At 37.3% G+C, this 22293-nt stretch carries 16 protein-coding genes; 6 read left to right on the top strand and 10 right to left on the bottom strand.

From position 1 onward, the window contains the following. Window positions 1–58: 58 nt before the first annotated feature. The 3 genes from G5B32_RS14695 to G5B32_RS14685 are packed head-to-tail and all read left to right on the top strand — an operon-like array spanning window position 59 to window position 4445. Window positions 59–2581: a DUF5686 family protein gene (locus tag G5B32_RS14695; RefSeq protein WP_165292273.1), complete on the top strand. Its 2523-nt coding sequence runs from the start codon at window positions 59–61 to the stop codon at window positions 2579–2581. A 4-nt stretch (window positions 2582–2585) separates the two neighbouring features. Next, window positions 2586–3365, top strand: a complete 780-nt coding sequence (locus G5B32_RS14690; RefSeq protein WP_165292272.1) for an enoyl-CoA hydratase-related protein — start codon at window positions 2586–2588, stop codon at window positions 3363–3365. A gap of 33 nt (window positions 3366–3398) precedes the next feature. Then, the gene (locus tag G5B32_RS14685) at window positions 3399–4445 is read left to right on the top strand and encodes an AI-2E family transporter (RefSeq protein ID WP_165292271.1); all 1047 of its coding nucleotides are present in this window, start codon (window positions 3399–3401) and stop codon (window positions 4443–4445) included. On the opposite strand, the gene G5B32_RS14680 is transcribed toward G5B32_RS14685, so the two are convergent. Next, window positions 4446–5084, bottom strand: a complete 639-nt coding sequence (locus tag G5B32_RS14680; protein WP_165292270.1) for a 4'-phosphopantetheinyl transferase family protein — start codon at window positions 5082–5084, stop codon at window positions 4446–4448. Between the two features lie 123 nt (window positions 5085–5207). On the opposite strand from G5B32_RS14680, the gene dcd reads away from it, so the two are divergent. Continuing rightward, window positions 5208–5744 carry a dCTP deaminase gene (dcd, locus tag G5B32_RS14675; protein ID WP_165292274.1) on the top strand — a complete coding sequence of 179 codons (537 nt, stop codon included), beginning with the start codon at window positions 5208–5210 and terminating at the stop codon, window positions 5742–5744. Between the two features lie 74 nt (window positions 5745–5818). Here dcd and G5B32_RS14670 read toward each other — a convergent pair whose 3' ends face one another. From G5B32_RS14670 to xseA, 9 genes are all read right to left on the bottom strand, one after another. Continuing rightward, window positions 5819–6262, bottom strand: coding sequence for an RrF2 family transcriptional regulator (locus tag G5B32_RS14670; protein WP_165292269.1), 444 nt, complete (start codon window positions 6260–6262; stop codon window positions 5819–5821). A gap of 41 nt (window positions 6263–6303) precedes the next feature. Then, on the bottom strand, window positions 6304–7944 hold the full coding sequence (pafA, locus tag G5B32_RS14665; protein WP_165292268.1) for an alkaline phosphatase PafA: 1641 nt from the start codon (window positions 7942–7944) through the stop codon (window positions 6304–6306). Window positions 7945–7974: 30 nt separating this feature from the next. After that, window positions 7975–10770 (bottom strand): excinuclease ABC subunit UvrA, encoded by a 2796-nt coding sequence (gene uvrA, locus G5B32_RS14660; protein ID WP_165292267.1) that lies wholly within the window; start codon window positions 10768–10770, stop codon window positions 7975–7977. A gap of 135 nt (window positions 10771–10905) precedes the next feature. Beyond that, window positions 10906–11970, bottom strand: a complete 1065-nt coding sequence (locus G5B32_RS14655) for a cytochrome-c peroxidase (RefSeq protein WP_240899068.1) — start codon at window positions 11968–11970, stop codon at window positions 10906–10908. Window positions 11971–12040: 70 nt separating this feature from the next. Beyond that, complete coding sequence (locus G5B32_RS14650; RefSeq protein WP_165292265.1) at window positions 12041–13531, bottom strand: DUF6850 family outer membrane beta-barrel protein; 1491 nt, start codon at window positions 13529–13531, stop codon at window positions 12041–12043. 6 nt (window positions 13532–13537) lie between these two features. Continuing rightward, window positions 13538–14734 carry a DUF4876 domain-containing protein gene (locus G5B32_RS14645; protein WP_165292264.1) on the bottom strand — a complete coding sequence of 399 codons (1197 nt, stop codon included), beginning with the start codon at window positions 14732–14734 and terminating at the stop codon, window positions 13538–13540. Between the two features lie 19 nt (window positions 14735–14753). Continuing rightward, a complete protein-coding gene (locus G5B32_RS14640) occupies window positions 14754–17501 on the bottom strand; it encodes a carboxypeptidase-like regulatory domain-containing protein (protein ID WP_165292263.1) in 2748 nt (915 codons plus the stop codon). A gap of 115 nt (window positions 17502–17616) precedes the next feature. Then, window positions 17617–17850, bottom strand: coding sequence for an exodeoxyribonuclease VII small subunit (gene xseB, locus G5B32_RS14635; RefSeq protein WP_165292262.1), 234 nt, complete (start codon window positions 17848–17850; stop codon window positions 17617–17619). A gap of 2 nt (window positions 17851–17852) precedes the next feature. Further along, complete coding sequence (gene xseA / locus G5B32_RS14630; RefSeq protein WP_165292261.1) at window positions 17853–19112, bottom strand: exodeoxyribonuclease VII large subunit; 1260 nt, start codon at window positions 19110–19112, stop codon at window positions 17853–17855. Between the two features lie 115 nt (window positions 19113–19227). Between xseA and G5B32_RS14625 the strand changes: the two genes are divergently transcribed. Together G5B32_RS14625 and G5B32_RS14620 are read left to right on the top strand one after the other, a co-directional pair. After that, the gene (locus G5B32_RS14625; protein ID WP_165292260.1) at window positions 19228–20964 is read left to right on the top strand and encodes a serine hydrolase domain-containing protein; all 1737 of its coding nucleotides are present in this window, start codon (window positions 19228–19230) and stop codon (window positions 20962–20964) included. After that, entirely contained in the window at window positions 20964–22124 is a 1161-nt protein-coding gene (locus G5B32_RS14620; protein WP_165292259.1) for a dipeptidase, read from the top strand. Before G5B32_RS14625 ends, G5B32_RS14620 begins: the two co-directional genes overlap by 1 nt. The last annotated feature ends 169 nt before the right edge of the window (window positions 22125–22293 follow it).

The following is a 22293-nucleotide window of genomic DNA, read 5'->3' as shown; positions in this document are numbered from 1 at the left end:
TAGATTAATTTTGAACTTTAGACACAAATTGTATCTTTATGATTGACCTCAAATACTTATGGAAAGAGTGCCGAATTATCTGATACGATCCTTATATACCTTGCTAATCTTTGTATTTTCAGTGCTGAATCTACAAGGTCAAATACGTATTAAAGGTAAGGTTGTCGATGCAACAACCAAAGAGGCTATAACCACCGCTAGCATAAAATGCGAGGAAAACAACACGGGTGCTTCTACTGACAAATCAGGGAATTTTCAACTACTCATTCAAAAGCAAACGAGTGAAATTTTTGTATCCGCTTTGGGATACCATGATAAGCGGGTTAAGATAGATTCTGGAGTTGCCTATGTAGAAATTGCTTTAGAACATACCAGTTTCCAAATAGAGGCAGTCGAAGTAAATCGGAAGAAAAAGTATAATAACCGAAATCCAGCCACTGAACTGATTGATTTGGTTATAAAAAATAGAAGTCTTAACAAGTTAGAAAAAAAAGATAGCTTGTATTATGAGGAGTATGAAAAGCTCAAATTTGGTTTATTAGATCCAAAAAGAATTTTCAAAAAAAGTTATAAAGATTTAGCATTTTTCTATTCGAATGTGGATAGCGGAGTTGTCGATGACCAAGAAGCATTAAGCATCTTTATATTTGAATCTATATCAGACAATTATGTGCAACAAAATCCAGCACGAACAAAAAAAATTATTAAAGCTGAGGAAAAAACAGAATTTGATTCCAGATATATCAACAACGCCAATATTGAATCTTTCATGGGCTATATGTTTCAGCCTATTGATATTTACGAAGAAAGTGTCTATTTCATCAATAAGCAATTCCTAAGTCCTATTGCGAGTAATGCTAAATTGTACTATAAGTACTATGTGAGGGATACCATCCGTACCAATAAAGATATTTATGTACGTCTGCAATTTGAACCACGTAATCCTACCGACCTGTTGTTCAAGGGAGAGTTAGCGATCTCAATGGATGGTCGATATGCTGTAAAATCAGCCACTTTGCAATTGGACGAAAAGGCGAATGTTAGTTGGGTAAATGACTTAAGATTACGATTGTCGTATTATAAAGATGCTTCAGGTGTCATGCTACAGGACACTACTGATATTACAGTTTTATTTGGTCGTAAAACACGGGACGCGCTCTTTGGGCGTCGTACGAGTGTAAATAGAAAGTATGATTTGAGTAATATTCCTCCAGGAAATGTTTTCTCTGGAGCGCCTATAGAGAAGAGGTTGTCTCCTACATTTACTTTACAAGGCAATAGACCTGTAGAGCTGTCGGCAAGTGAACAGAACACGTACACGAATATGGATAGCCTAAATAATATATCTTCTGTCCGTACAATAATGGCACTGGGCTATTTGGTGTCTCAAGGTTATTATTCATTAGGCAAAGTGGAATTGGGTCCTTTAGAATATCTGTATCATCAAAATGAAGTAGAAGGTAATAGAATTCGTATAGGAGGGCGTACTACAGCAGCATTTTCCGAAAAAGTTTATCTTGAAGGATATATGGCATATGGTCTTGCAGATCGAGAATTTAAGTATAATTTGCGAACAGCGATTTCTTTAAATGGTAAACCCGTTACTACATTTCCTGCTCATTATGTGGAAGCATTAGTACAGCACGATATTTTTGAGCCTGGAAAAGGCTTAGGATTTTTGAAGGGCGATAGTTTTTTCAGAAGTTTTAGATCGAATCGTCCAACCAAATTTTTAAATACAGATGCATATCGATTAGGTCATCTGATAGAATTTGGCAATCATATCAGTTTATCATCTCAAATGACGGTGCAACGAAGAAATCCGATTGGAAATTTGCAATTTGCACTTTCTGCGGATTCTATTCAATTCTTAAATACAATCAACACAAGTGATCTTCAATTCGCCTTGCGATGGGCACCAAACGAAAAATTCTATTACCGTAATCTTACACGAAACACCATTATAGAACGATATCCAGTTTTTACTTTACAGTATAATAAAGGCCTAAAGGAATTTTTGGGAGGAGATTATAACTACGATGCATTACGGTTATCGGTGTCCAAGAGATTATTCTTAAATCAACTGGGCTTTGGTGATGTAACAGTTTCTGCAGGCAAGATTTGGGGTACATTGCCTTATCCTTTGTTAGAAATGCCAAATATCCAAGAGATAAAGGATAGACATAGTATCTCGTATGAACGCGTCAATTCAATGGAATTTGTGGCGGACCAATTCCTTAAATTCTCATATAATCATAAATTGAATGGATTTTTACTCAATAAGATTCCTTTGGTGAAGAAATTGAAATGGAGAGAATTATTTGGAGCTCGAATGTTTTGGGGAGATTTATCCGCTAAGAACAATCCATATTTGAGTAAGGATGTGGTTTATTTTGACAAGGATGATGAGGGCAAGATCATGACCAATGTGATGGGCAAAGAGCCGTATTGGGAAGGTTATGTCGGGTTGGATAATATTTTCCGTGTATTACGCGTTCAATATTATGTACGGATGACGTACAATGAGATCAAAGAGCCAATAAAAGATAGATTTAGATTCTCACTACACTTTAGTTTTTAAGCATATGTCTAATTATGAAAATTTGCTGTTAGAACAGCAAGGCAAAACAGCTATTATAACCATCAATAGAGAAGAAAAGCTCAATGCCTTGAACGGCAAAACGCTTGCGGAACTTTCGGTAGTATTAGACGAAGTATCCCAAGAATCTAGTATTCGAGGAGTCATCATTACAGGTAAGGGTGAAAAAGCTTTTGTGGCTGGTGCGGATATAAAAGAATTTGTTTCGCTGAACGCCTCTCAAGCAAGTGAGTTGTCGCGTGCGGGGCATGAAAAGGTGATGGACAAAATTCAGTCGTTTTCAAAACCTGTCATTGCTGCAATCAATGGATTTGCGCTTGGTGGCGGCTTAGAAGTAGCGATGTCTTGTCATATTCGAGTAGCTGTTTCTTCCGCAAAATTGGGTTTACCCGAAGTTTCTTTAGGAATTATTCCAGGCTATGGTGGTACACAGCGTTTGACTCAATTGGTAGGACGTGGAAAAGCGTTGGAAATGATTATGACGGGAGATATGATTGAGGCTAATGATGGGCTTCAATGGGGATTGATAAATCATGTAGTAGAGTCACACACCGATCTTTTACCCAAGGCTATTTCCATTCTAGAACGCACGTATTCTCGTTCTGCGACAGGAATTGCTGCAGCCATTGAGGCTGTTAATGTAGGGATTCAAAATCCAGAAAAAGGTTTTGAAAAAGAAATTGAATTGTTTGGAAAGTGCTTCGAGTCGGATGATATGAAAGAAGGGGTCGCAGCATTTTTAGAAAAGCGCAAACCAAACTTTTAATCGTTTGTTGTTATTCATAAAGTCTTTTTCTCTATGAATAACCCAGTATTCTCGCAAAAAGAACGCAATATCATTATTTTGATTATCGTTCTGGTTTTAGGCGGTATTCTTTTGTATGCCATGAAAGGTATTTATGGTGCTTTCCTGGGTACATTCGTGATGTATGCCCTATTCCGTAATCTTAATATTTTCTTAATAGAAAAATGGCGCTGGCCTAGACCCTTGTCTTCGGTTTTCATCATTATTCTTTCCCTATTCATTATCGTTCTTCCATTTATAGGGATAGGAGCTATGCTTGTAAACAAAGCTATGGAACTTAAAAATAACCCAGAATGGGTAACTCGACTCATTGATGCGATTAATAATTTTGTCGGTGATTTGCTAGGCAAACCTGATGTTATTAAGGAGCAATTGGAGTCTAGTGCAGCTTACTTGGGAGGGCTATTGACTTTAGTTTTAGGTGGAGCTGCAAATGTCTTTTTGGAAGTCTCCGTTATGTATTTTATCTTATATTTTCTTTTTATCAATTATAAAGGCTTTGAAAATAGCTTCGTCCATTATATGCCTTTCGATGAAGAAAATGCGGTAGCTTTTGGTGAAGAGTTGAAGAATATTACCTATTCCAATATCATAGGGCAGACGTTTATCGCTATAGTGCAGGGGGGCTGTTTGGCTCTAGGATTTTGGATTTTTGGAGCTAGCGATGGATTTTTCTGGGGAGTTATTTGTGCTATCTTGTCGTTTATTCCGCTATTAGGTCCGCCACTAATCTTTGTTCCTGCTGCGGTAATTCTTATTTCTCAAGGAATGACGTGGCAAGGCGTGGGCTTATTGCTTTGGGGCTTTGGGTTGGTTATTAACATTGATAATGTATTACGTTTGGTTATAGCGAAGAAAGTAGGGGATATTCACCCGATTATAACCGTAGTGGGTGTGGTTATTGGTATTCCGCTATTTGGTTTGATGGGGTTAGTTTATGGGCCATTATTGCTGTCTTATTTTCTGATTGCTGTGAAGATATATAAAGCAAACAAGCGTCTCGCGTTGAAAAAACAGATGCTAGAAGAAAGTTTGGAATAGTTATTCTACAGCGTAGCCTAACATATAATTTTGGAATTCTTCGTAATATACTTGATAGGTATTTGTAAGACCATCTTTTCTTAAATCCAACGTCATTACCCCTTGCGGCTTATAGTTAAATGGTTTGATGGTCATATCTTCCAAAAAGGAAACACCTTTGTTGCCTTGCAGTTTGTAAACAGCTTCTTTGGCGCACCAGCACGCATACAGCTGTAGGACATCTTGCTCTGGCTGGATAAATTCTAATTCCTCAGGTTTGAGAAATTTTTCTTTGATGCGTACTACTTTGTCCATTACTAATTCCAAATCCATTCCACATTCGCCTTTGGTGCTCAGCATTACACCTGCATATTCGTAAGAATGTGTTAACGATATTTTATAGGGAAAATCGGGCAAATAAGGTTTTCCATTCGTATCCGAAGGACAATTGATATAGTTGTCTGTTTGCAAAAGATAACGTAAGAGTACGCGTGTAGCGAGCCAGTGCAGCGTACGTTTGCCCTTACTCAGTTGGCGTAGTTTGTCTTGTTCGTTATCGTCTAATTGAAGTTTGCTCAACAATTCCTCGGTCGATTCTTCAATTTTCCAAATAGCAAATTTGGTTTCTTGGTTTAATTCTCTGAGATAAACTAGCGCCATAACCAAATGTACAAATATTGCCCATAAAAAATCGCATCTATCAATCTTTTGATTTGGTTGACTACGTTGAATACTGTATTTTTGAAACCTATTTGGTTTATTGCCAATGTAATATTAATCCGTATGATTTTATCCGATAAAAGAATTCTCGAAGAAATAGATAAAGGTAGCATCGTCATCGAGCCGTTTGACAGAAAATGCCTAGGTACCAATTCGTATGATGTGCACTTGGGCAAGTACTTAGCTACATATAAAGATGCGGTGTTGGATGCGAAAAAGCATAATGAGATTCAACATTTTGAGATTCCAGCTGAAGGATATGTATTGGAGCCAGGTAAATTGTATTTGGGTGTTACACTTGAATATACAGAAACGCACGGTCATGTTCCTTTTTTAGAAGGTAAATCAAGTACTGGCCGTTTGGGTATTGATATTCATGCCACAGCAGGAAAAGGTGACGTAGGTTTTTGCAATACGTGGACATTAGAAATTTCGGTTGCACAGCCTGTGCGTGTATATGCAGGTATGCCTATCGGGCAGTTGATATATTTTGTAGTAGAAGGTGATATAGAAACGCTATACAATAGTAAAGGCAATGCAAAATACAATAACAAAACCATTCGCCCTGTAGAAAGTATGATGTGGAAGAATGCATTTTAAAGCGAAAAACTACTGATAAAAAGGACGCCCTTGAAAATAATTTGCAAGGGCGTCCTTTTTTTATTATGAAAGTTTTAGCTTTCTAAGCTAAAACCTAGTTCTGCTTCTTTATTGATTAGAGAGGCAATACTTGTATCGTTTAAGATTTGCAACATAGCGTTTCGTACATCTACAAAAGTATCACGAATGCCACACGCGTGTTCTTCGGTACATTCGTCACACGAACGGTAGAAATTCAAACTTACGCAGGGTAATAATGCAATAGGTCCATCTATAAGACGCATAATCTGCGACAAGAAGATGTCTTCGGGAGCTTTATTCAAGCTATAACCACCGCCAGCGCCTTTTTTAGAATAAAGAATACCCGCGTTTCTCATTTCTAATAAGATTTGTTCAAGAAACTTTTTAGGAATACGTTCTTCCTCGGCAATTTTGATGATCTGCATAGGTTCTTTCCCGTAGTTTCTTCCCAAAACCATTAATGCTTTAATGGCGTATTTTGTCTTTTTAGAAATCATAAGTATGGATTTTAACTCTCAAAAATACAAAATTTTATTGTTTATTGCCCTAAGACTTCCACAATTGGTTTACCAATAGAACCATTTGGTTCCATGACATGCAATAAAGAAGCTAATGTAGGTGCAATATCAATACTGTATACTTCTTTGTTGCTCACACCAGGTTTGATGCCCCAGCCCATAAACAATAAAGGAATATGTGAGTCGTAAGAAGACCATACACCATGTGTCGTACCCGTGCCGCGTGGTGTACCCGAATACCATTGTGGTTCGGCAATAATCTGAATGGGACCAGAGTTTTTGCGATTATAACCATTAATGATTTTTTCGCGGATAGGAGCAGGGATAAACATATTATCCGCATTTTCCATATCGACGACGTAGGCAATGCCTTCTTGTTTTTTCAAATTTTTGATGATTGTCTTTTTGATAGCCTCAGCATCCAAACTTAAAGAATCAATCAATTTGTTGTTTAGATGAACTTGGTAGTTCATTAAGCTTTTTACAAGATTTTTGTGACCAAATTTTTCAGTTAATTCCGCATCAATTTCTTTTTGAATTTGGCGTAAGAATAAATAACCTCCATTACCTTTTTGATCTGTATAATATAATGGATTGTATGATGCAGCATGATCTGAGGTTAAGAAGAATGTATAGTTTCCTTCACCTACTGTTTTATCCAAATATTTTAAGAAATCGGCGATATCTCTATCCAAACGCAGGTAAGTATCTTCGATTTCTACTGCCGAAAGGGAATAGCGGTGTCCCACATAATCCGTTGCGGAAAGACTTACACAAAGGAAATCCGTATTATTTGTAGGATTATTCCCAAGCTTTTCACTTTCAATAGCCGCTTTCGCGAAGTCTAATGTAAAAGTGTTGCCTTGAGGTGTGGTTTTAATCAGTTCTAATCCCGCATCTTTCATCAACTCAGATGTCTTACGCGGAAATGTAGGAGATTTTTCTCCAGCCCATTTACCTTCGTAGATATTATCATCCGCAATACTATTGGCATAAGTTTCTATGGGGTAAAGCGTATTCCAATCTTGTTTTAAATATTTTTCAGCGAGTTTTTGTTTATTGAATTTGTTGACCCATTCTGGCAAATTGTTCATGTAGAATGTGCTGGTAATCCAATTGCCTGATTTTGCTTCAAACCAATAAGCCCCGTCTGCGAAATGGCCAGCCGGAAGAATTCCGCCTCTGTCTTTGATGGCAACACCTATGACTTTACTTTGGAAATTTGTCGCCAATTTGAGTTGGTCAGTGATAGTAGAAGCCAAAAGATTGCGTGGAGATTGTTTGCCTTCTTTTTCTTTTGAACCTACTGGTTCTACATTGTCATCTTGGGTACAATACATACCTTGTCCAGTAGATTGAATAATCCAATCGTTACCAGCAATACCATGGATGGAGGGAACGGAGCCTGTATATACCGAACTGTGTCCTATTGCTGTATATGTAGGAATATAAGGAATCAGCGTATTTTCACAAGAAAAACCTTCTTTTAGTATTCTTTTGAAACCTTCATCACTATAGCGGTCAGCAAAACGATACAGATAATCCCAACGCATTTGGTCTATCATTAGCCCGACTACGAGCTTTGGTCTTTCTACTTGTGCAAAAGTCCAATTTGAGCAAGTGATGAGCGCAATAAGAACGGCAAATATTTTATTTTTCATACTTATAAAATTGTATTTTAAAAGTTAAGGTTATTTGAGGTGACTTTGCAAATATTGACCTGTAAAACTTTCCTTACATTTTGCTAAATCCTCTGGAACTCCCGTGAAAACCACATTTCCTCCGCGCTGTCCGCCTTCTGGACCAATATCAATCACCCAGTCTGCAGACTTGATCATATCCATATTATGTTCGATTACCAAAATACTATTCCCCAAAGCAATTAAATCATTGAAAGAGCGTAAAAGTTTTTTGATATCGTGGAAGTGGAGTCCTGTCGTCGGCTCATCAAAAATAAAAAGGGTCTTTTTGCTGTTGTTACCTTTTATTAAGAAAGAAGCCAATTTGATACGTTGCGCTTCACCACCAGAAAGAGTACTTGAAGATTGACCTAATTTCACATAGCCTAACCCAACATCTTGTAATGGTTTAAGTTTATTCAAGATTTTAGGTTGGTCCACAAAAAATTCCAACGCTTCATCCACACTTAAATCCAGAATATCCGAAACGGATTTTTCTTTGTAAGTCACATCCAAAACGTGCGGTTTAAAACGCTTTCCGCCACAGGCCTCACAAGGCAAAACGATATCTGCCATGAACTGCATTTCGATTTTAACTTCACCATCCCCTTGACATACATCACAGCGACCTCCTTCTACATTAAAGGAGAAAGCAGCTGGCTTTAGGCCGTTTGCTTTGGCTGCGGGCAAGCCAGAATATAATGTGCGAATTTCATCCCAAGCTTTGACATAAGTCACAGGGTTTGAGCGAGAAGAACGACCAATTGGATTTTGGTCAACCAATTCCACTTGTTCGATTTGTGAAATATCACCATCTAATGCATCAAATTGGCCTGTTTGTTCACCAGAATAATTTCCCATTGTTTTTTGTAAAGCGGGATATAAAACACGTTTTACTAAAGAGGTTTTTCCTGATCCTGAAACACCAGTTACCACGGTGAAAACATTTAAAGGGAAGTCAACCGTAATATTGCGTAAGTTATTCTCTCTCGCGCCTTTAACGGTTATTTTATCTGACCATTTGCGACGCGAAGTAGGCACATCTATTTTTAGATCCCCACTTAGGTATTGACCTGTTAGGGAATTGTTGTCTTTTATAATTTCTTGATAATTTCCCGCAAATACCATTTGTCCGCCATTGATTCCTGCCTCAGGACCAATATCTATCAAATAATCTGCAGCTTCCATCATTTCTTGTTCGTGTTCGACAACGATTACCGTGTTGCCGATATCACGAAGCGATTTTAACACGCCAATAAGACGGTTGGTATCTTTGGGGTGAAGACCGATACTTGGCTCATCTAAGACATAGATGGAGCCTACTAACGAACTACCAAGCGAGGTCGCTAGATTGATACGTTGAGATTCCCCTCCTGATAAGGTATTGCTCAAGCGATTTAAGGTCAAATAACTCAAGCCTACATCGCACAAAAACTGGATACGGTTAGTTATTTCTGTGAGAAGACGTTTGGCAATTATCTGTTCATTAGTGTCTAACTCAAGATTTTTGAAAAAATCTAGTAATTGATCTATTGGTAATAATACCAATTCGAGAATAGACTTTCCAGCTATTTTGACATAAGCAGCATCTTTACGCAACCGTGTACCCTTGCATTCAGGACAGTCCGTCTTACCGCGATAGCGCGAAAGCATAACACGGTATTGAATTTTATAAGTTTGTTCTTCGAGCTCAGTAAAAAAGTCATTTAATCCGCGGAAATATTTATTTCCCGTCCATAATAATTCTTGCTGAGCTGGTGTCAAATCTGCATAAGCACGATGAATTGGGAAATCGAATTTAATCGCTTTACTTACCAGAACATCTAACCATTGTCCCATTTTCTCTCCACGCCAAGGAGCAATCGCTCCATCGTATACAGATTTACTCTTGTCAGGAACTACTAAATCCGGGTCAATGCCAATGATTTTACCGTAGCCTTCACAGCGTTTACAGGCACCATAAGGGTTGTTGAAACTGAAAAAGTTTGGTGAAGGTTCTTCGAAGCTGATACCATCTAATTCGAATCTTTCGGAATAATGGTGAATTTCTCCATTTATATCCACAAAGCATTCGCCTTTACCTTCGAAATAGGCAGTCTGAATGGAATCAGCCAAACGTGAAGCTGTCTCATCTTCTCCATCCAAACGTATTCTATCGATTACAATACGTACATCACCTGTTTTAAATGTCTTATTGGAAATGGATTTATCTTCAATAATACTCTCAACCTTTTGAATGCTGTCTTCAAATTGTACGCGCACAAATCCTTTTTGCAATAACAAAGACAATTCTTCTTTTAGTTTGCGATTGTTTGCAATCAGCGGGCTGTAAATAGTTACTGTTGAATCTATCTCATGAGCCACGATTTGGCTCACGATGCTTGATACAGAATCTTTAGTTACAATATTTCCCGAAATAGGCGAGTAGGTCTTTCCTACACGAGCAAAAAGCAATTTTAAATAGTCGTAAATCTCTGTGGACGTTCCGACAGTGGATCGTGGATTGGAAGTAATAACCTTTTGTTCGATTGCAATCGCAGGTGCAATACCTTTGATGTAATCCACTTCAGGCTTATGCATACGTCCCATAAATTGTCGTGCGTAAGATGAAAGACTTTCCACATAGCGGCGTTGTCCTTCGGCATACAAGGTGTCAAAAGCTAAGGAAGATTTTCCAGAACCTGACATACCTGTGATTACGACCAATTTATTTTTAGGAATCTCAACGTCAATGTTTTTCAGGTTATTGACACGAGCGCCTTTAATTAAGATATATGATTTGGGATTAAAATCCTTGTTTTTTTGCATAACTGACAAAGTTAATCATTTCTAAGAAGTTGAAAGTTAAATCAAAGTAAATGATTGGATATAATTTCCTATTAAAAGAAAAAACCAGATGCTTAATTCGTTCATCTGGTTTTCGATATTTTTTGAGAATGTTATCTAGCGTGGCAAAGCCTCGGGTCTAGGCATTCTATATTTTGTGGCAGTAGCTGCTTGTAAGAATGCTGCGATGGCTTTGATTTCATCTTGAGAAAGCTCCAATGGCTTTAGCAAATGATCTGTTCGTGGGAACATTGGATCGGCATGTTGCTCTGGAGTTTTTGGATTGTTCATAGTCATACCGCTGTTGTACATATTGAGCACGCCAATAATATTATCGAATAAACCGTTGTGCATCCATGGACTTGTATTCATTACATCACGCAAGGATGGAGTACGGAATTTTCCGACATCAGCGGGATTTTTGGTGATTTCGTACAATCCTAAATCCTCATATTTTCTTTTGTAATAGGTCAAGCCGATATTGTGAAAGCTTTCGTCCGTTAGGAATTGGCCATTATGGCAATTCATACAGCGCGCTTTTGTACGGAACAAATGCATTCCTTCGATTTCTTGATCCGTCATAGCCGTATATTTGCCATCCAAGAATTCATCAAAACGGCTACGGCGACTCCATAATGTACGTTGAAATTCTGCTAATGCTTTCATAACTTCTGGCATAGAAAAATCTTCATCGCCAAAAGCTTCTTCAAATAGCTTGCGGTAGCCTGGAATAGCTTTTAATTTAGGAATAAGCTTTGTCAATTCCATATTCATCTCATGATGCGCTTCAATTGGGAATAAAGCTTGTTCTTCTAAAGTTCTCGCTCTGCCGTCCCAAAACATGGATTTACGGGCGTAAACATTCAACAATGATATGGTATTACGAGTTCCGACTGTGTGATCGTGACCAATTGGCACGGTAAGATGATCTCCCCACGAAGTTTGTGGATTGTGACAAGTGCTGCATGAAATCTGATTAGATGAAGATAGAATGGGGTCAAAAAACAATAATTTTCCCAATCTAACTACAGGACGTTCCCAGCCTTTAAGAACAAGAGTATCCATCTTAGGCAATGACTTGAATTCTTGCCATTGCACGCCACTGTCAATGGTAGGTTTGGGCCATTCTGTAATAGGCTTGCTATATAGAGTACGCAAGTCGTCTATTGTCTTGTTACTCATAAAAACAATGGCAGCTACTATGACTCCGCACAAACTTAATACTGCACTTATTCTCTTCATCCTCGCAAAATTAAAAAACAAAACCCGAAGTAACACCAAAATGCGTTAATTCATATGCCGAAACATAGGATACATTAGCTCCTAAGTAAAGAGTTTGCAGTTTGGGTATTGGAAATGATACTTTCGTTGAAAAATTCAAATAGTCTGCCTGGGTATTTTTATAGTTGAAATTATTTGTCAGCATCTCATAACGATAAGAGTTGCTTGAAAAACTGTTCCATTCTCCTTTGGCTGTCAGTGGGTTGGAATAATTATAAGTCATTTTAAGACTTAATAGATTTTTTGAAAACTTTTGATTCCAGCCTAATTGTCCTGACAGGTTGAAAAACTCAAAAGACGTTTTACTTACAGGAGTGATATAGGTTTCGTCTTCTTGCAGATAGGAAGAACCAAACGTTATGAACCAATCATTTTGGCGGTTACTTTGTTGGAAGGAAACATATCCGCCAATATTTTTAGAAGAAGAATTAAAAAGATTTTCTTTACCTAATTCGGCCATAAGAGATTGCTCAATATGGTATTTTCCTTCCACACCTTTTAGTTTTTGTTGGGTGTAATGCGATCCAAACTCAAGTTTGGAATTTGTAGCAACAGCTAATTTGTAGCCTAGTTGAAACTGAAAATTATCCTTATAAGCCTCATTCATTACATGTGCTAAATCTTTAATTCTTTTGTCGATAGTGGATCCTGTATATTGGGCAACGGCAAACCAACCTAATTGATCTGATGGTACAAAATGAAGAGAAAGTCCATAATTGTATCCTAAATATTCAGAATTATCTCGAGTTCCAGCGAGTAAGCTGTTGTAATTTCCAAAGCCTGTTTCATGCACGATATTTGGACGACCCAAATCGCTTTTAAAATCAACTTTTGCTTTTTGGAAATAGCGCTCACCTAATACACCGAAAGCAAGATTGTATTTAGAATTTATTTGATGACTTATGGACAACGTAACATTAAAATTTGCACTGATATTCTGGGTACGAGGATCCCGGTTGCGTATAGATTGTTTACCCAAAAATGTACTTTCCAATCCGAAAGTAGTGTTATTGTAGGATTTGGATAAACCTCCCGAAATAGTATAATGTTCGTTTCTCAGATTACCGCCAACCGTATCCGCCATGATGTATGGATACAAATATTCGTAATCTAACGTCTCATTAAAATTAACGTCCTTGATACTATTGTTATCGTAATTAAATTCGCCCCAAAGGTTAAGGTTATTTTTCTTCTCTAAAAATGAAGTGATATTAATAGTCAAACTATTAAATCCAGAACCTTTTTGCCACATATATTGATCAGCATTTTCATGCGCATAAGAAATATTCATGTCTGTGTATGTCACAGGCGTGTTCAATTTCTTAAGGGCAGGTGCATCGTAGTATGGACGAAGTTTCGAATTTGATAATTTGTATTGTTCAAGTGTAATATACGTACTATCCTGTGCTTGAGTAGTCGCACACAGCAGGGTACATAATGATATAATAGATAGTAATCTCATTTACTTTTATTTCTTAAGAGAAGGTATCGCTTCGGGAATAAAATCTGCTGTTGAATTGTTAGTGTCTTGATAGATTACTCTTCCGTCAGGATTCGTCGTCAATACTTTTCGTAATACGGATTTTCCGAAACGTGTAACGTCTTGATCTACCTTGCCACAGTATGTCCATCCCATATCCAATTGAGGAGAAGTGACAATCCATTCAAATTTCGCTGGCACAGTCAAATTAACAGCATCCAAGATATAGTTATTAGGAATTTTGTACGCATTAGAAGTCACTATTCTAGTGCCGTTTAGATAGCTATATGTATAATAATGTTCGGTTTTAAAATCATCCACAGTAACGTTTTCAGGTAATCTTGCTAATACATATGAGGTAAAGCCTCTATTGTGCATAGTCATAGATCCTGCAATAGTCACCATGTTCGTAACTTCTGGGTTGTCTACATTGATGCTGGACAATAGTTGCATTTCGAAATCTGCATTTTTCAAGTCGAATGAATTGGGGTTGCCTTCTGTATGATCAATTGCATTACTCGCAATCAAAATCTGCTGTCCCGGTGCTACAGGGTAATCTTCACCATTTCCTGGAACCATAAATATATCCGTTGTAGTGAATGCTTCATTCATCACATTAGGCGTGTATTCTCTTTTTGTAGTTGTCAGGAATGTAGACTGGGATACGATCAATCTATCTGCATACAGCGTGTCATCCGAATTATTATAGATAATAAAGTATTTATCTCCATTATATGCTTTGTTTTCGGGAGTCTGCGTGCCGGTGAAGAAAATCTCTTTGATTACAAAACTGGCATTTTCATTTACGAGAAATAAATCAAGATTGATGATTTGATTTTGTCCCATTAAGGCAATACCATCTCTGTAGCTTTTAACTTTCTCAACTATAGATCTTTCCTCCTGCTCATAAGCAATTTTTCCTTCTAAAGTAACTGTGTATGAACCTGTAGGTAGTTCGCGGTCTAAATTTCCAGCTTCATTTAGCGCAGCCTTCGTTTCGATACCTGTATTGGCTTCTTTAAATGTCAAAACGATGTCCGAAAGGGTTGGGTTATTAATTCCTTGAGGAACATTGAGCTCTACCTTGATTCCTGAATATTTAATGTCAAAATCCTCACGCTTACAAGAAACAACCGCGATAAGGATACTAAGGAAAATGAGCAGTGAAAATATGTTATTTTTCATTGTAATTTTTATAAATCGATTATAACGAAATGCTTAATTCCATCCCAAAATATGGCGCGTCCATATCACGCACTACGTTTATTCCCAAAATCGAAGTGTAATCAGGTCTGTAAAGGAATAATCTATTCACAAATACAGAAGCTTTGATATAATCTTTGAAACTTTTGGACGCTTTTAAATTTACTTGAAGGTCTAAAGGGACTTTCGTGCGTAAAAAAGCCGTTGGGCTATATGTTTCGACCAATTGCTTCAAGGTAGGATCAGTCAAAGAAGCCTCCGTAAAAGGTCTTTCTAGATTATCTTCTGCAAATTTGTAGGCTAATGGGATCCCAGATTTAGGCATAGATTGCGAAACGGTGAACCATAAAGCTTGAAATGAAGCAGAAAGGTTTAAACCCAAAGCTGGAAGATAGCTGTCTGCTGTAAAATTTGAATTCAACATTTCTCTCAAATAGCCATCATCATCAAAATATTTTCCAGCAACTTGTCGAGTTAGTCCGTTATGTACGATGTCTCTGTCGATTTTCCAAATTTCTTGACTGTTTTTGTATTGTGTCTTATAATAAGCCCCATTTAGCGTAAAACGTGTATTGATACCAGAGAATCTTCTCGTATTAAACTGAAACTCAAAACCATTTTTTAGAATTTGACTGGCATTTTCTGTCAGTGTATACGCATAAAATTCGTTTCTCTCTACACTCGTGAAATCCGAAGACGAAGGTTTTTGGTTCAAGTTAGCCAGATCAATAGAAGTATTGTCATACAGGTTGTAGGCTATAGTTTTGTATAGCGAATAAGGTCTAAATGCATCTTGCATATTCTCCTTAAACAAAGTCAAGGAAAGTCTATTGCCATTATATTCAAAATCTGTATTTAATTCGAATTTATTGTTTGTCGCTGGAGTAATATGGTAGTTGATCGGATTCGTAATATCCGTATAAGCTTGTGCAACTCTGAATTCTGGATTATTGTGGTAGAAATTTAATTCTACGATATCTCTGTACTGCAGATTTGGGTAAAGATGGTCTAGTGTAGGTGTTTTTTTATGTACCCCGACGCCACCGCCTAAGATGATTTCAAAAGGCTTATTGTTCACTGCAAATTTCGGCAGATGCAATCTTACATTGGTTCTAGGCTCAAAGTAAACATTGCCGCCCATCGTGTAATCATCGGACAAAGAAGTCATGCTGAAAGCACGTACACCTACCGCAGCTTCCAATTTGAAATTTTGGATGTTCCAAGTCAAATTATCTTCCGCAAATCCGGATAAAGTATGTGAACCTGGGATAGATTTAAACGTTCTTGGGCGGGCTGTAACCTCCGAAGTCGCTGTAGCGGGATAATTTAAGTCATAAACTTGTCCTTGACCAAAGTTTTTGGAATAATTACTTTCTAAACCGAATTTTAATTTATTGTGAAAATTATCAATAGTGATGTGGTGGTTGCTGACTACCTTATGGTAAGCTGTAAAAGGTAATCCTTCCACATAAATATGTGATAAATAAGATGGTGTTAAATATTGTGCTTCATGCGATCCCGGTTCCAATGAGTTAACTAAAATGGTGGCTGTACGCGCTTGTATCCATTTATCTTCGTCGATAACGTCTTTGTTTAAGGAGAAGTTAGAAACAACTTGTAATTCATCAATCCATTTTTGATTGTATTTGATAGAAAGCTGATTGTTCCAAGCATAGCGTTGCTTGCTTCCATAATATTTATCCAAAAGATAAGAGTTATCGGGATCTGTTTTTTTATTATCTAATGTTGTGTTGTAATCAAAGTAAGATTTTAGATTAAAAGTTTTACTTCCTCGCCATGTTTTGTCAAAACGAACAGAACCTGTAGCGCGGTTAAAGTTTTCAAAACTCTCCGTAGGATTTGATGTACTTCTTGTGAAACCCAAATCGACATTCAAGAAGGTATTTTCATCCAAAGAATAACCTTTGCCCAAGGCGAATAGCTTTCCAAAACCATCAGCTTTAGCTCTGAAAGTATAAGGAGAAGCTCCTTTTTTACGTTCTATGAGCACCAAACCAGATGTCAGATCACCATATTCTACCGAAGGAATACCGCGCACGATGGTTACTTTCTCAATATCGTCTGTGCCTAATGCTCTTAGATCCAAACCTCTATTAGTATTCTCTCTAGAAGAATTATTTGTTGAATTGGAATAGTTATTTAATGATTGTAAGTCAGAGTTTGTATTGATAGGAGCACCATCTACGTAAAATGAAATTCCTAAAGAAGACATATCGTATTTGTCTGAAGAAATAGCTTTACCTTTTAAGTTTACTTCACGTAATTTAATCGCATTAAAAGATGTTAAATTCGGGTCTTGTGCTCTTCCGCCTGGCAATAGTTCCAATAAATCCGCAAAACTGGAAGGTTGAAGCAATTGCATTGCTTCTTTATTGATGACCGAACTAGTTGTGATATTCTTGGATTCTTGAGCTGTCACATATACATCTTCGATGTTTATATTGCTTGTAGACAGTACGATATGAATAATAGTGTCACGCTTTAAGGTAATTGATTTTGAAAGAGGATCGAAACCAACACTATTGAAACGTAAAGTCTGTTTTCCTGATTTTAGTCTTAACTCAAAATTTCCTTTGGCATCTGAAGAAGTTTTAATTCCATTAGTCAAAACAGTCACATTTGCTAACGGATTTTCTTTTTTATCACGAATTGAACCCTTTAATCTTATTTCTTGGGCATAGTTAGAAAGAGAAGAAATAAGAATTAGAATTAGAAATATGTTTTTCACGCGCTTTATTAAGACTAATTATAAATAGCGCAAAATAACGCAAAAATAATTAGAATCGAGAACTCGGTTTAAAATATTACATATTCTACATAAAGGTGCCAGAATGCTGTTAGGATTACTCTTCCTCAGCGTGGGGGTTTTCTTCTTCTGTCTCAGTAGTAAGTTGGTTAAGCAAACAATCTACTTCTTCTTCTGAAGCGATAAGTTTGGCTTTGCATGCTGCTATAAGTTCGGAAGCACGTTTGATTTTTTGAGCCAATTCATCTACGTTTACATCTCCAGCTTCAATGTCAGAAACGATTTGCTGAAGTTCATTAAATGCATCTATAAAGGTGTAGTTTGATTCCATGATTAATTTTGTTTTGTAATAACTTGACTTTGAAGTTTGCCATCCAGCAAGAGCGTTTCCACTATATCCCCTTCTTGTACATCAGCAATCGACTTTACAGCTTTACCGTTGATTCGTGTTACAGAAAAACCTCTTTTCAACAGTTGAGCGGGATCCGCCATTTTTATTAGACGTGTTATATTTTCCAAAGAACTGTATCGCTCTTTCAAAAAATGCTTACTAAAAAGTTGTAAACGTTGCGATAGAATGAGGACATTATGTTTTTCCTGTTGTAGCCTGTTTTTGCTTGACCAAGAAAGTGACTGCGCAAAACCTTGAAGCTTGGCTTTTTCTTGCTCAAATTTGTTTTTAGATAGAGAAATCAATCTTTCTTGCAACTGATCCAATGGAATAGAAAAGTTATGGAACTTTTGAATCAGAAAATCAGCGAGCTCACTGGGGGTAATCGCATTTTTGTAGGCTACCATCTCACTCACCGTTTCATTTGTAGAGTGCCCAATACCCGTCAAAACAGGAATCGGGAATATCGCAATTGCTTTTGCTAAATTATAATTATTATAAGAAGAAAGCCCAACCTCGCCACCGCCGCCACGGATGATAGCGACAGCATCGTAAGATTCAGTTCGCTCCGCAATGACAGCTAGTTGTTTGATGATAGAAGGGATAGATTTATCGCCTTGCAATAAGGCTGGATACAATGTGGTTTCGATCTTGTAACCCCACGGATTGTTATTGATGATTTTGAAGAAATCCGATAAACCTTTACTGGTTTCAACCGAAATAATAGCCAGCCTTTTGGGAATTAATGGAAACGGAACCAATTTATTCGCATCAAAAAGTCCTTCTTGTTGGAGTTTTAGAATGCTTTCTTTCTTCTCACGTTCTAATATTCCCAACACAAAGGTAGGATCAATGTCCACGATACGTAGACTCAGTCCATGAAGCGGATCGTACGAAATTCCTGCTTGGAAAAGAATGGTGATGCCATCACGGAGCGGTTCGTTGAGCAATTTAACAAAAGAACTGGTGATACGTTCGAAGTCCGATTTCCAAAGAATAGAACGAATTTCAGCAACTATTTTTCCATCTTTTTTCTCGACCAATTCGGGATAGCAATGTCCCGAATGTTTGTAATGATTTAACTTGTTCATTTCCGCTTTGATCCAATAAAGACTTTTATAGCGATCTGCTAAAGTACGCTGTATACTTTTGGTGACTTCCAAAAGCGAAAAGATAGTCTTATCATTAACTTTTTGTGGCATAATTCAAATATAAGTTAATTAAAATTCTGGATAAAACGAAATGAATATGTTACGGAGTTTAGTTGCGGTTTTGTGCGTTTTATTAGTACATTTACGTTAGAAACCATGCTATATAATGAAAATAAACTTCAAACTACCTAGCCTATTTTTATGTTTAGTGTTGATGTCTTCCGCTGTCCATGCACAGTACAAGCAGACTATCACCAACAAGACACAATTACTTTTCAATAAGAATAAAACAATACCTTTTGGTCGTCTGGATGAACTTAAGATAGCCGTTGCGGTCCCTAGCAAAACAAAATACAGTACGTTTATAGAACAATTGGAGCGCTATGCGGATGTTACGGTTATAGATCTAAACCAGTTGAACGAACAGGGAAAATTGAGCAATACCATTATCGTAGCGGGTACGGCTTCCGAATTATCCATGACAAATGCTGCTTTATTAAATCAAGCTGTTTCCAATAATAAAAATGTCGTTGTCTGTAAATTCTTAGACAATGATTTAAGTAAAATTCAGAACACTTCTAAATTCGGTGGAAAAGTATCTGAATTGATATACCCTGAATTTTCTCAGGAAGCACAGCGCAATCTTGCGATGAGCGTATTTGGTGGTCTTGCTATTACAGAAGGAAATTCCAAATTGAAAACTGTTCAAACGCGTTTGCAGTATACAAATGGTCAAGGTTCAGGATTGAATGTGGCTAAGATGACTCAAAAAATTGATGCTATTGCAGCAGAAGCTATCGGTGAGCAAGCGACTCCGGGATTAGTGGTGATGGCAATCAAAAATGGTCAAGTGATTTTTGAGAAATCTTATGGTCACCATACCTATGAAGCAAAACAAAAAACATCTGTAAAGGATATTTTTGATTTAGCGTCTGTAAGTAAGATTGCAGGAACTACACCTGTGGTAATGCATTTGCAAGAAACTAATGCTATTAATCTCGATAGCACCATGGGACATTACCTTTGGGATGTAATATCTACCAACAAAAAAGATATTAAATTAAGATCGGTGTTGCTGCATGAGGCTGGATTTACGCCATTTATTCCTTTTTATAAAAACTTAAAGCCTGGAGATGTACAACGTTTTCCTTCTGCGACACATCAGGTGCAGCTAGCGGACAGTGCTTATCTGAAAAACAATTACTATGAAGAGGTGATGTGGCCAGAGATGATGAAATCAGCGGTAAAACCTGTCGGTAACTATGTGTATTCGGATATTAGTATGTACGTCATGAAAGAAGTGGCAGAGCACATCACAAGTAAGCCAATGGAAGAATATGTGCAAGAATTGTTATATAGACCTATAGGTATGAAAACAGCAGGTTACAACCCACGTAAGCGTTTCGATAAATCTCGTATTGTTCCGACTGAGCATGACACTTCATTCCGCAAGGTATTGTTAGAAGGTTTTGTGCATGATCAAGGAGCTGCAATGGCAGGAGGAGTAGCGGGGCATGCTGGTTTATTTGCCTCGGCAAATGATTTGGCGATTTATGGACAGTTGTTGTTGAATAGAGGAGAGTATGGCGGTTCACGGTATTTCAAAGCTAATACGGTGGATATGTTTACATCGAACCAATCGAAAACAAGCCGTCGTGGTCTAGGTTTTGACCGTTTTGATCCTAACCCTAAAAACGAATATCCTTCCAAATTAGCAAATTCATCCGTGTATGGTCATACCGGCTATACGGGAACATGTATTTGGATAGATCCAAAACATCAGTTGATTTATATTTTCTTGTCAAACCGGGTGCATCCGCAAGTGTCGACGAAATTGCTGAATTTGAATATTCGCAGTAGAATCCAAGATGTTATTTACGAAACTATTAACGAAGCAAAATAATGAAAAAAGCGTTGATACTTAATTTCTTAGCGATGTTCTCTTTCGCATATATGGCTAAGGCGCAGGAAGATTATAAGAAAATACACAAGGATATATTAGTGGTAGATGGTCACAACGATGTGATTATTTCCAGTATTTTGGATGGGCACGACATAAGTAATAGGCTAACCACGGGGCATACGGATATTCCGCGTCTGATTGAAGGTGGGGTAGATGTTCAGGTTTTTGCAGTATGGTCAGATGATAAAAAGTGGAAAACAGATGCTTTCAAACATGCTAATGACCAAATTGATGCGTTAGAAAAAGTCATCAGGAAGAATAAAGATAAAATTGCAATAGCAAAAACCGTGGCTGAAATCTACAAATTGCAAAAGCAAAGAAAAATTGCTGCGGTAATCGGTATTGAAGGTGGTAATATGATCGAAGAAAGTGTAGAGAATCTGGAAGCTTTGCACAATCGGGGCGCCAAATACTTGACATTAACTTGGAACTATAACCTTTCCTGGGCAACAGCTGCTGCTGTAGAGGATGCTAAGCCAACAAATGAACAAAAAGGCTTATCCAAAAAGGGAAAAGAAATCATCCGTAAAATGAACCAGTTGGGCATGATGGTTGATCTTTCGCATGGTAGTAAAAAGTTATTTTATGATGTGTTAGCCGTTTCTACAAAACCGATATTGGTTTCACATAGCAATGCTGCTACGTTGACTCCACATTCAAGAAATCTAGATGATGCGCAATTGGCAGCCTTAAAGAAAAACAAGGGTGTAGTGGGTGTAAATTTCTATTCAGGATTCTTGGATACAGCTTTCGAATCTCGTATTCACCAATTGTATGATAACCATTTCGGAAAGCCTGCTGAAAATATGTCGGCTTCACGCAAATATTATAAACTTCCAAAGGAACTTCAATTTCAGGCGGATGCTAAGTTAGAAACTTTACTTGATCATATTGATTATTTAGTCAGCAAAGTCGGTATTGATCATGTAGCTGTGGGGTCGGATTATGACGGTATTGAATCTACTCCGCAATATTTAGAAGATGTTTCAAAATTCCCTTTATTGACCAAAGCATTATTAGAAAGAGGATACACGAAAAAGGATATTGCGAAGATTATGGGACTTAATTTTATACGCATTATGAAAGAAAATGAAAAGTAAGAATTGCAAATAAATAAAGATTAGGCTATCGATAAGGTAGCCTTTTTTGTGTTCATTACGTTTATAACCTGAATTCGATTATTAATTCTATTTAAAATTGCAATCATGGTGGTAAATGTTTATATTTAAGTATCTGAAATTCAAATATTTAACAATACACCAGACCATG

Origin of the sequence: Sphingobacterium sp. SGL-16 (assembly GCF_011043515.1) — a bacterium.
Taxonomy (GTDB): domain Bacteria; phylum Bacteroidota; class Bacteroidia; order Sphingobacteriales; family Sphingobacteriaceae; genus Sphingobacterium; species Sphingobacterium litopenaei.
The sequence above is the reverse complement of the archived record's forward strand: the minus strand, read 5'-3'. Positions and strand labels throughout refer to the sequence as shown.

Coding starts and splice junctions, on each gene's coding strand:
- G5B32_RS14695 (WP_165292273.1), top strand. CDS start 59: ATGGAAAGAGTGCCGAATTATCTGATACGATCCTTATATACCTTGCTA.
- G5B32_RS14690 (WP_165292272.1), top strand. CDS start 2,586: ATGTCTAATTATGAAAATTTGCTGTTAGAACAGCAAGGCAAAACAGCT.
- G5B32_RS14685 (WP_165292271.1), top strand. CDS start 3,399: ATGAATAACCCAGTATTCTCGCAAAAAGAACGCAATATCATTATTTTG.
- G5B32_RS14680 (WP_165292270.1), bottom strand. CDS start 5,084: ATGGCGCTAGTTTATCTCAGAGAATTAAACCAAGAAACCAAATTTGCT.
- dcd (WP_165292274.1), top strand. CDS start 5,208: ATGATTTTATCCGATAAAAGAATTCTCGAAGAAATAGATAAAGGTAGC.
- G5B32_RS14670 (WP_165292269.1), bottom strand. CDS start 6,262: ATGATTTCTAAAAAGACAAAATACGCCATTAAAGCATTAATGGTTTTG.
- pafA (WP_165292268.1), bottom strand. CDS start 7,944: ATGAAAAATAAAATATTTGCCGTTCTTATTGCGCTCATCACTTGCTCA.
- uvrA (WP_165292267.1), bottom strand. CDS start 10,770: ATGCAAAAAAACAAGGATTTTAATCCCAAATCATATATCTTAATTAAA.
- G5B32_RS14655 (WP_240899068.1), bottom strand. CDS start 11,970: ATGAGTAACAAGACAATAGACGACTTGCGTACTCTATATAGCAAGCCT.
- G5B32_RS14650 (WP_165292265.1), bottom strand. CDS start 13,531: ATGAGATTACTATCTATTATATCATTATGTACCCTGCTGTGTGCGACT.
- G5B32_RS14645 (WP_165292264.1), bottom strand. CDS start 14,734: ATGAAAAATAACATATTTTCACTGCTCATTTTCCTTAGTATCCTTATC.
- xseB (WP_165292262.1), bottom strand. CDS start 17,850: ATGGAATCAAACTACACCTTTATAGATGCATTTAATGAACTTCAGCAA.
- xseA (WP_165292261.1), bottom strand. CDS start 19,112: ATGCCACAAAAAGTTAATGATAAGACTATCTTTTCGCTTTTGGAAGTC.
- G5B32_RS14625 (WP_165292260.1), top strand. CDS start 19,228: ATGAAAATAAACTTCAAACTACCTAGCCTATTTTTATGTTTAGTGTTG.
- G5B32_RS14620 (WP_165292259.1), top strand. CDS start 20,964: ATGAAAAAAGCGTTGATACTTAATTTCTTAGCGATGTTCTCTTTCGCA.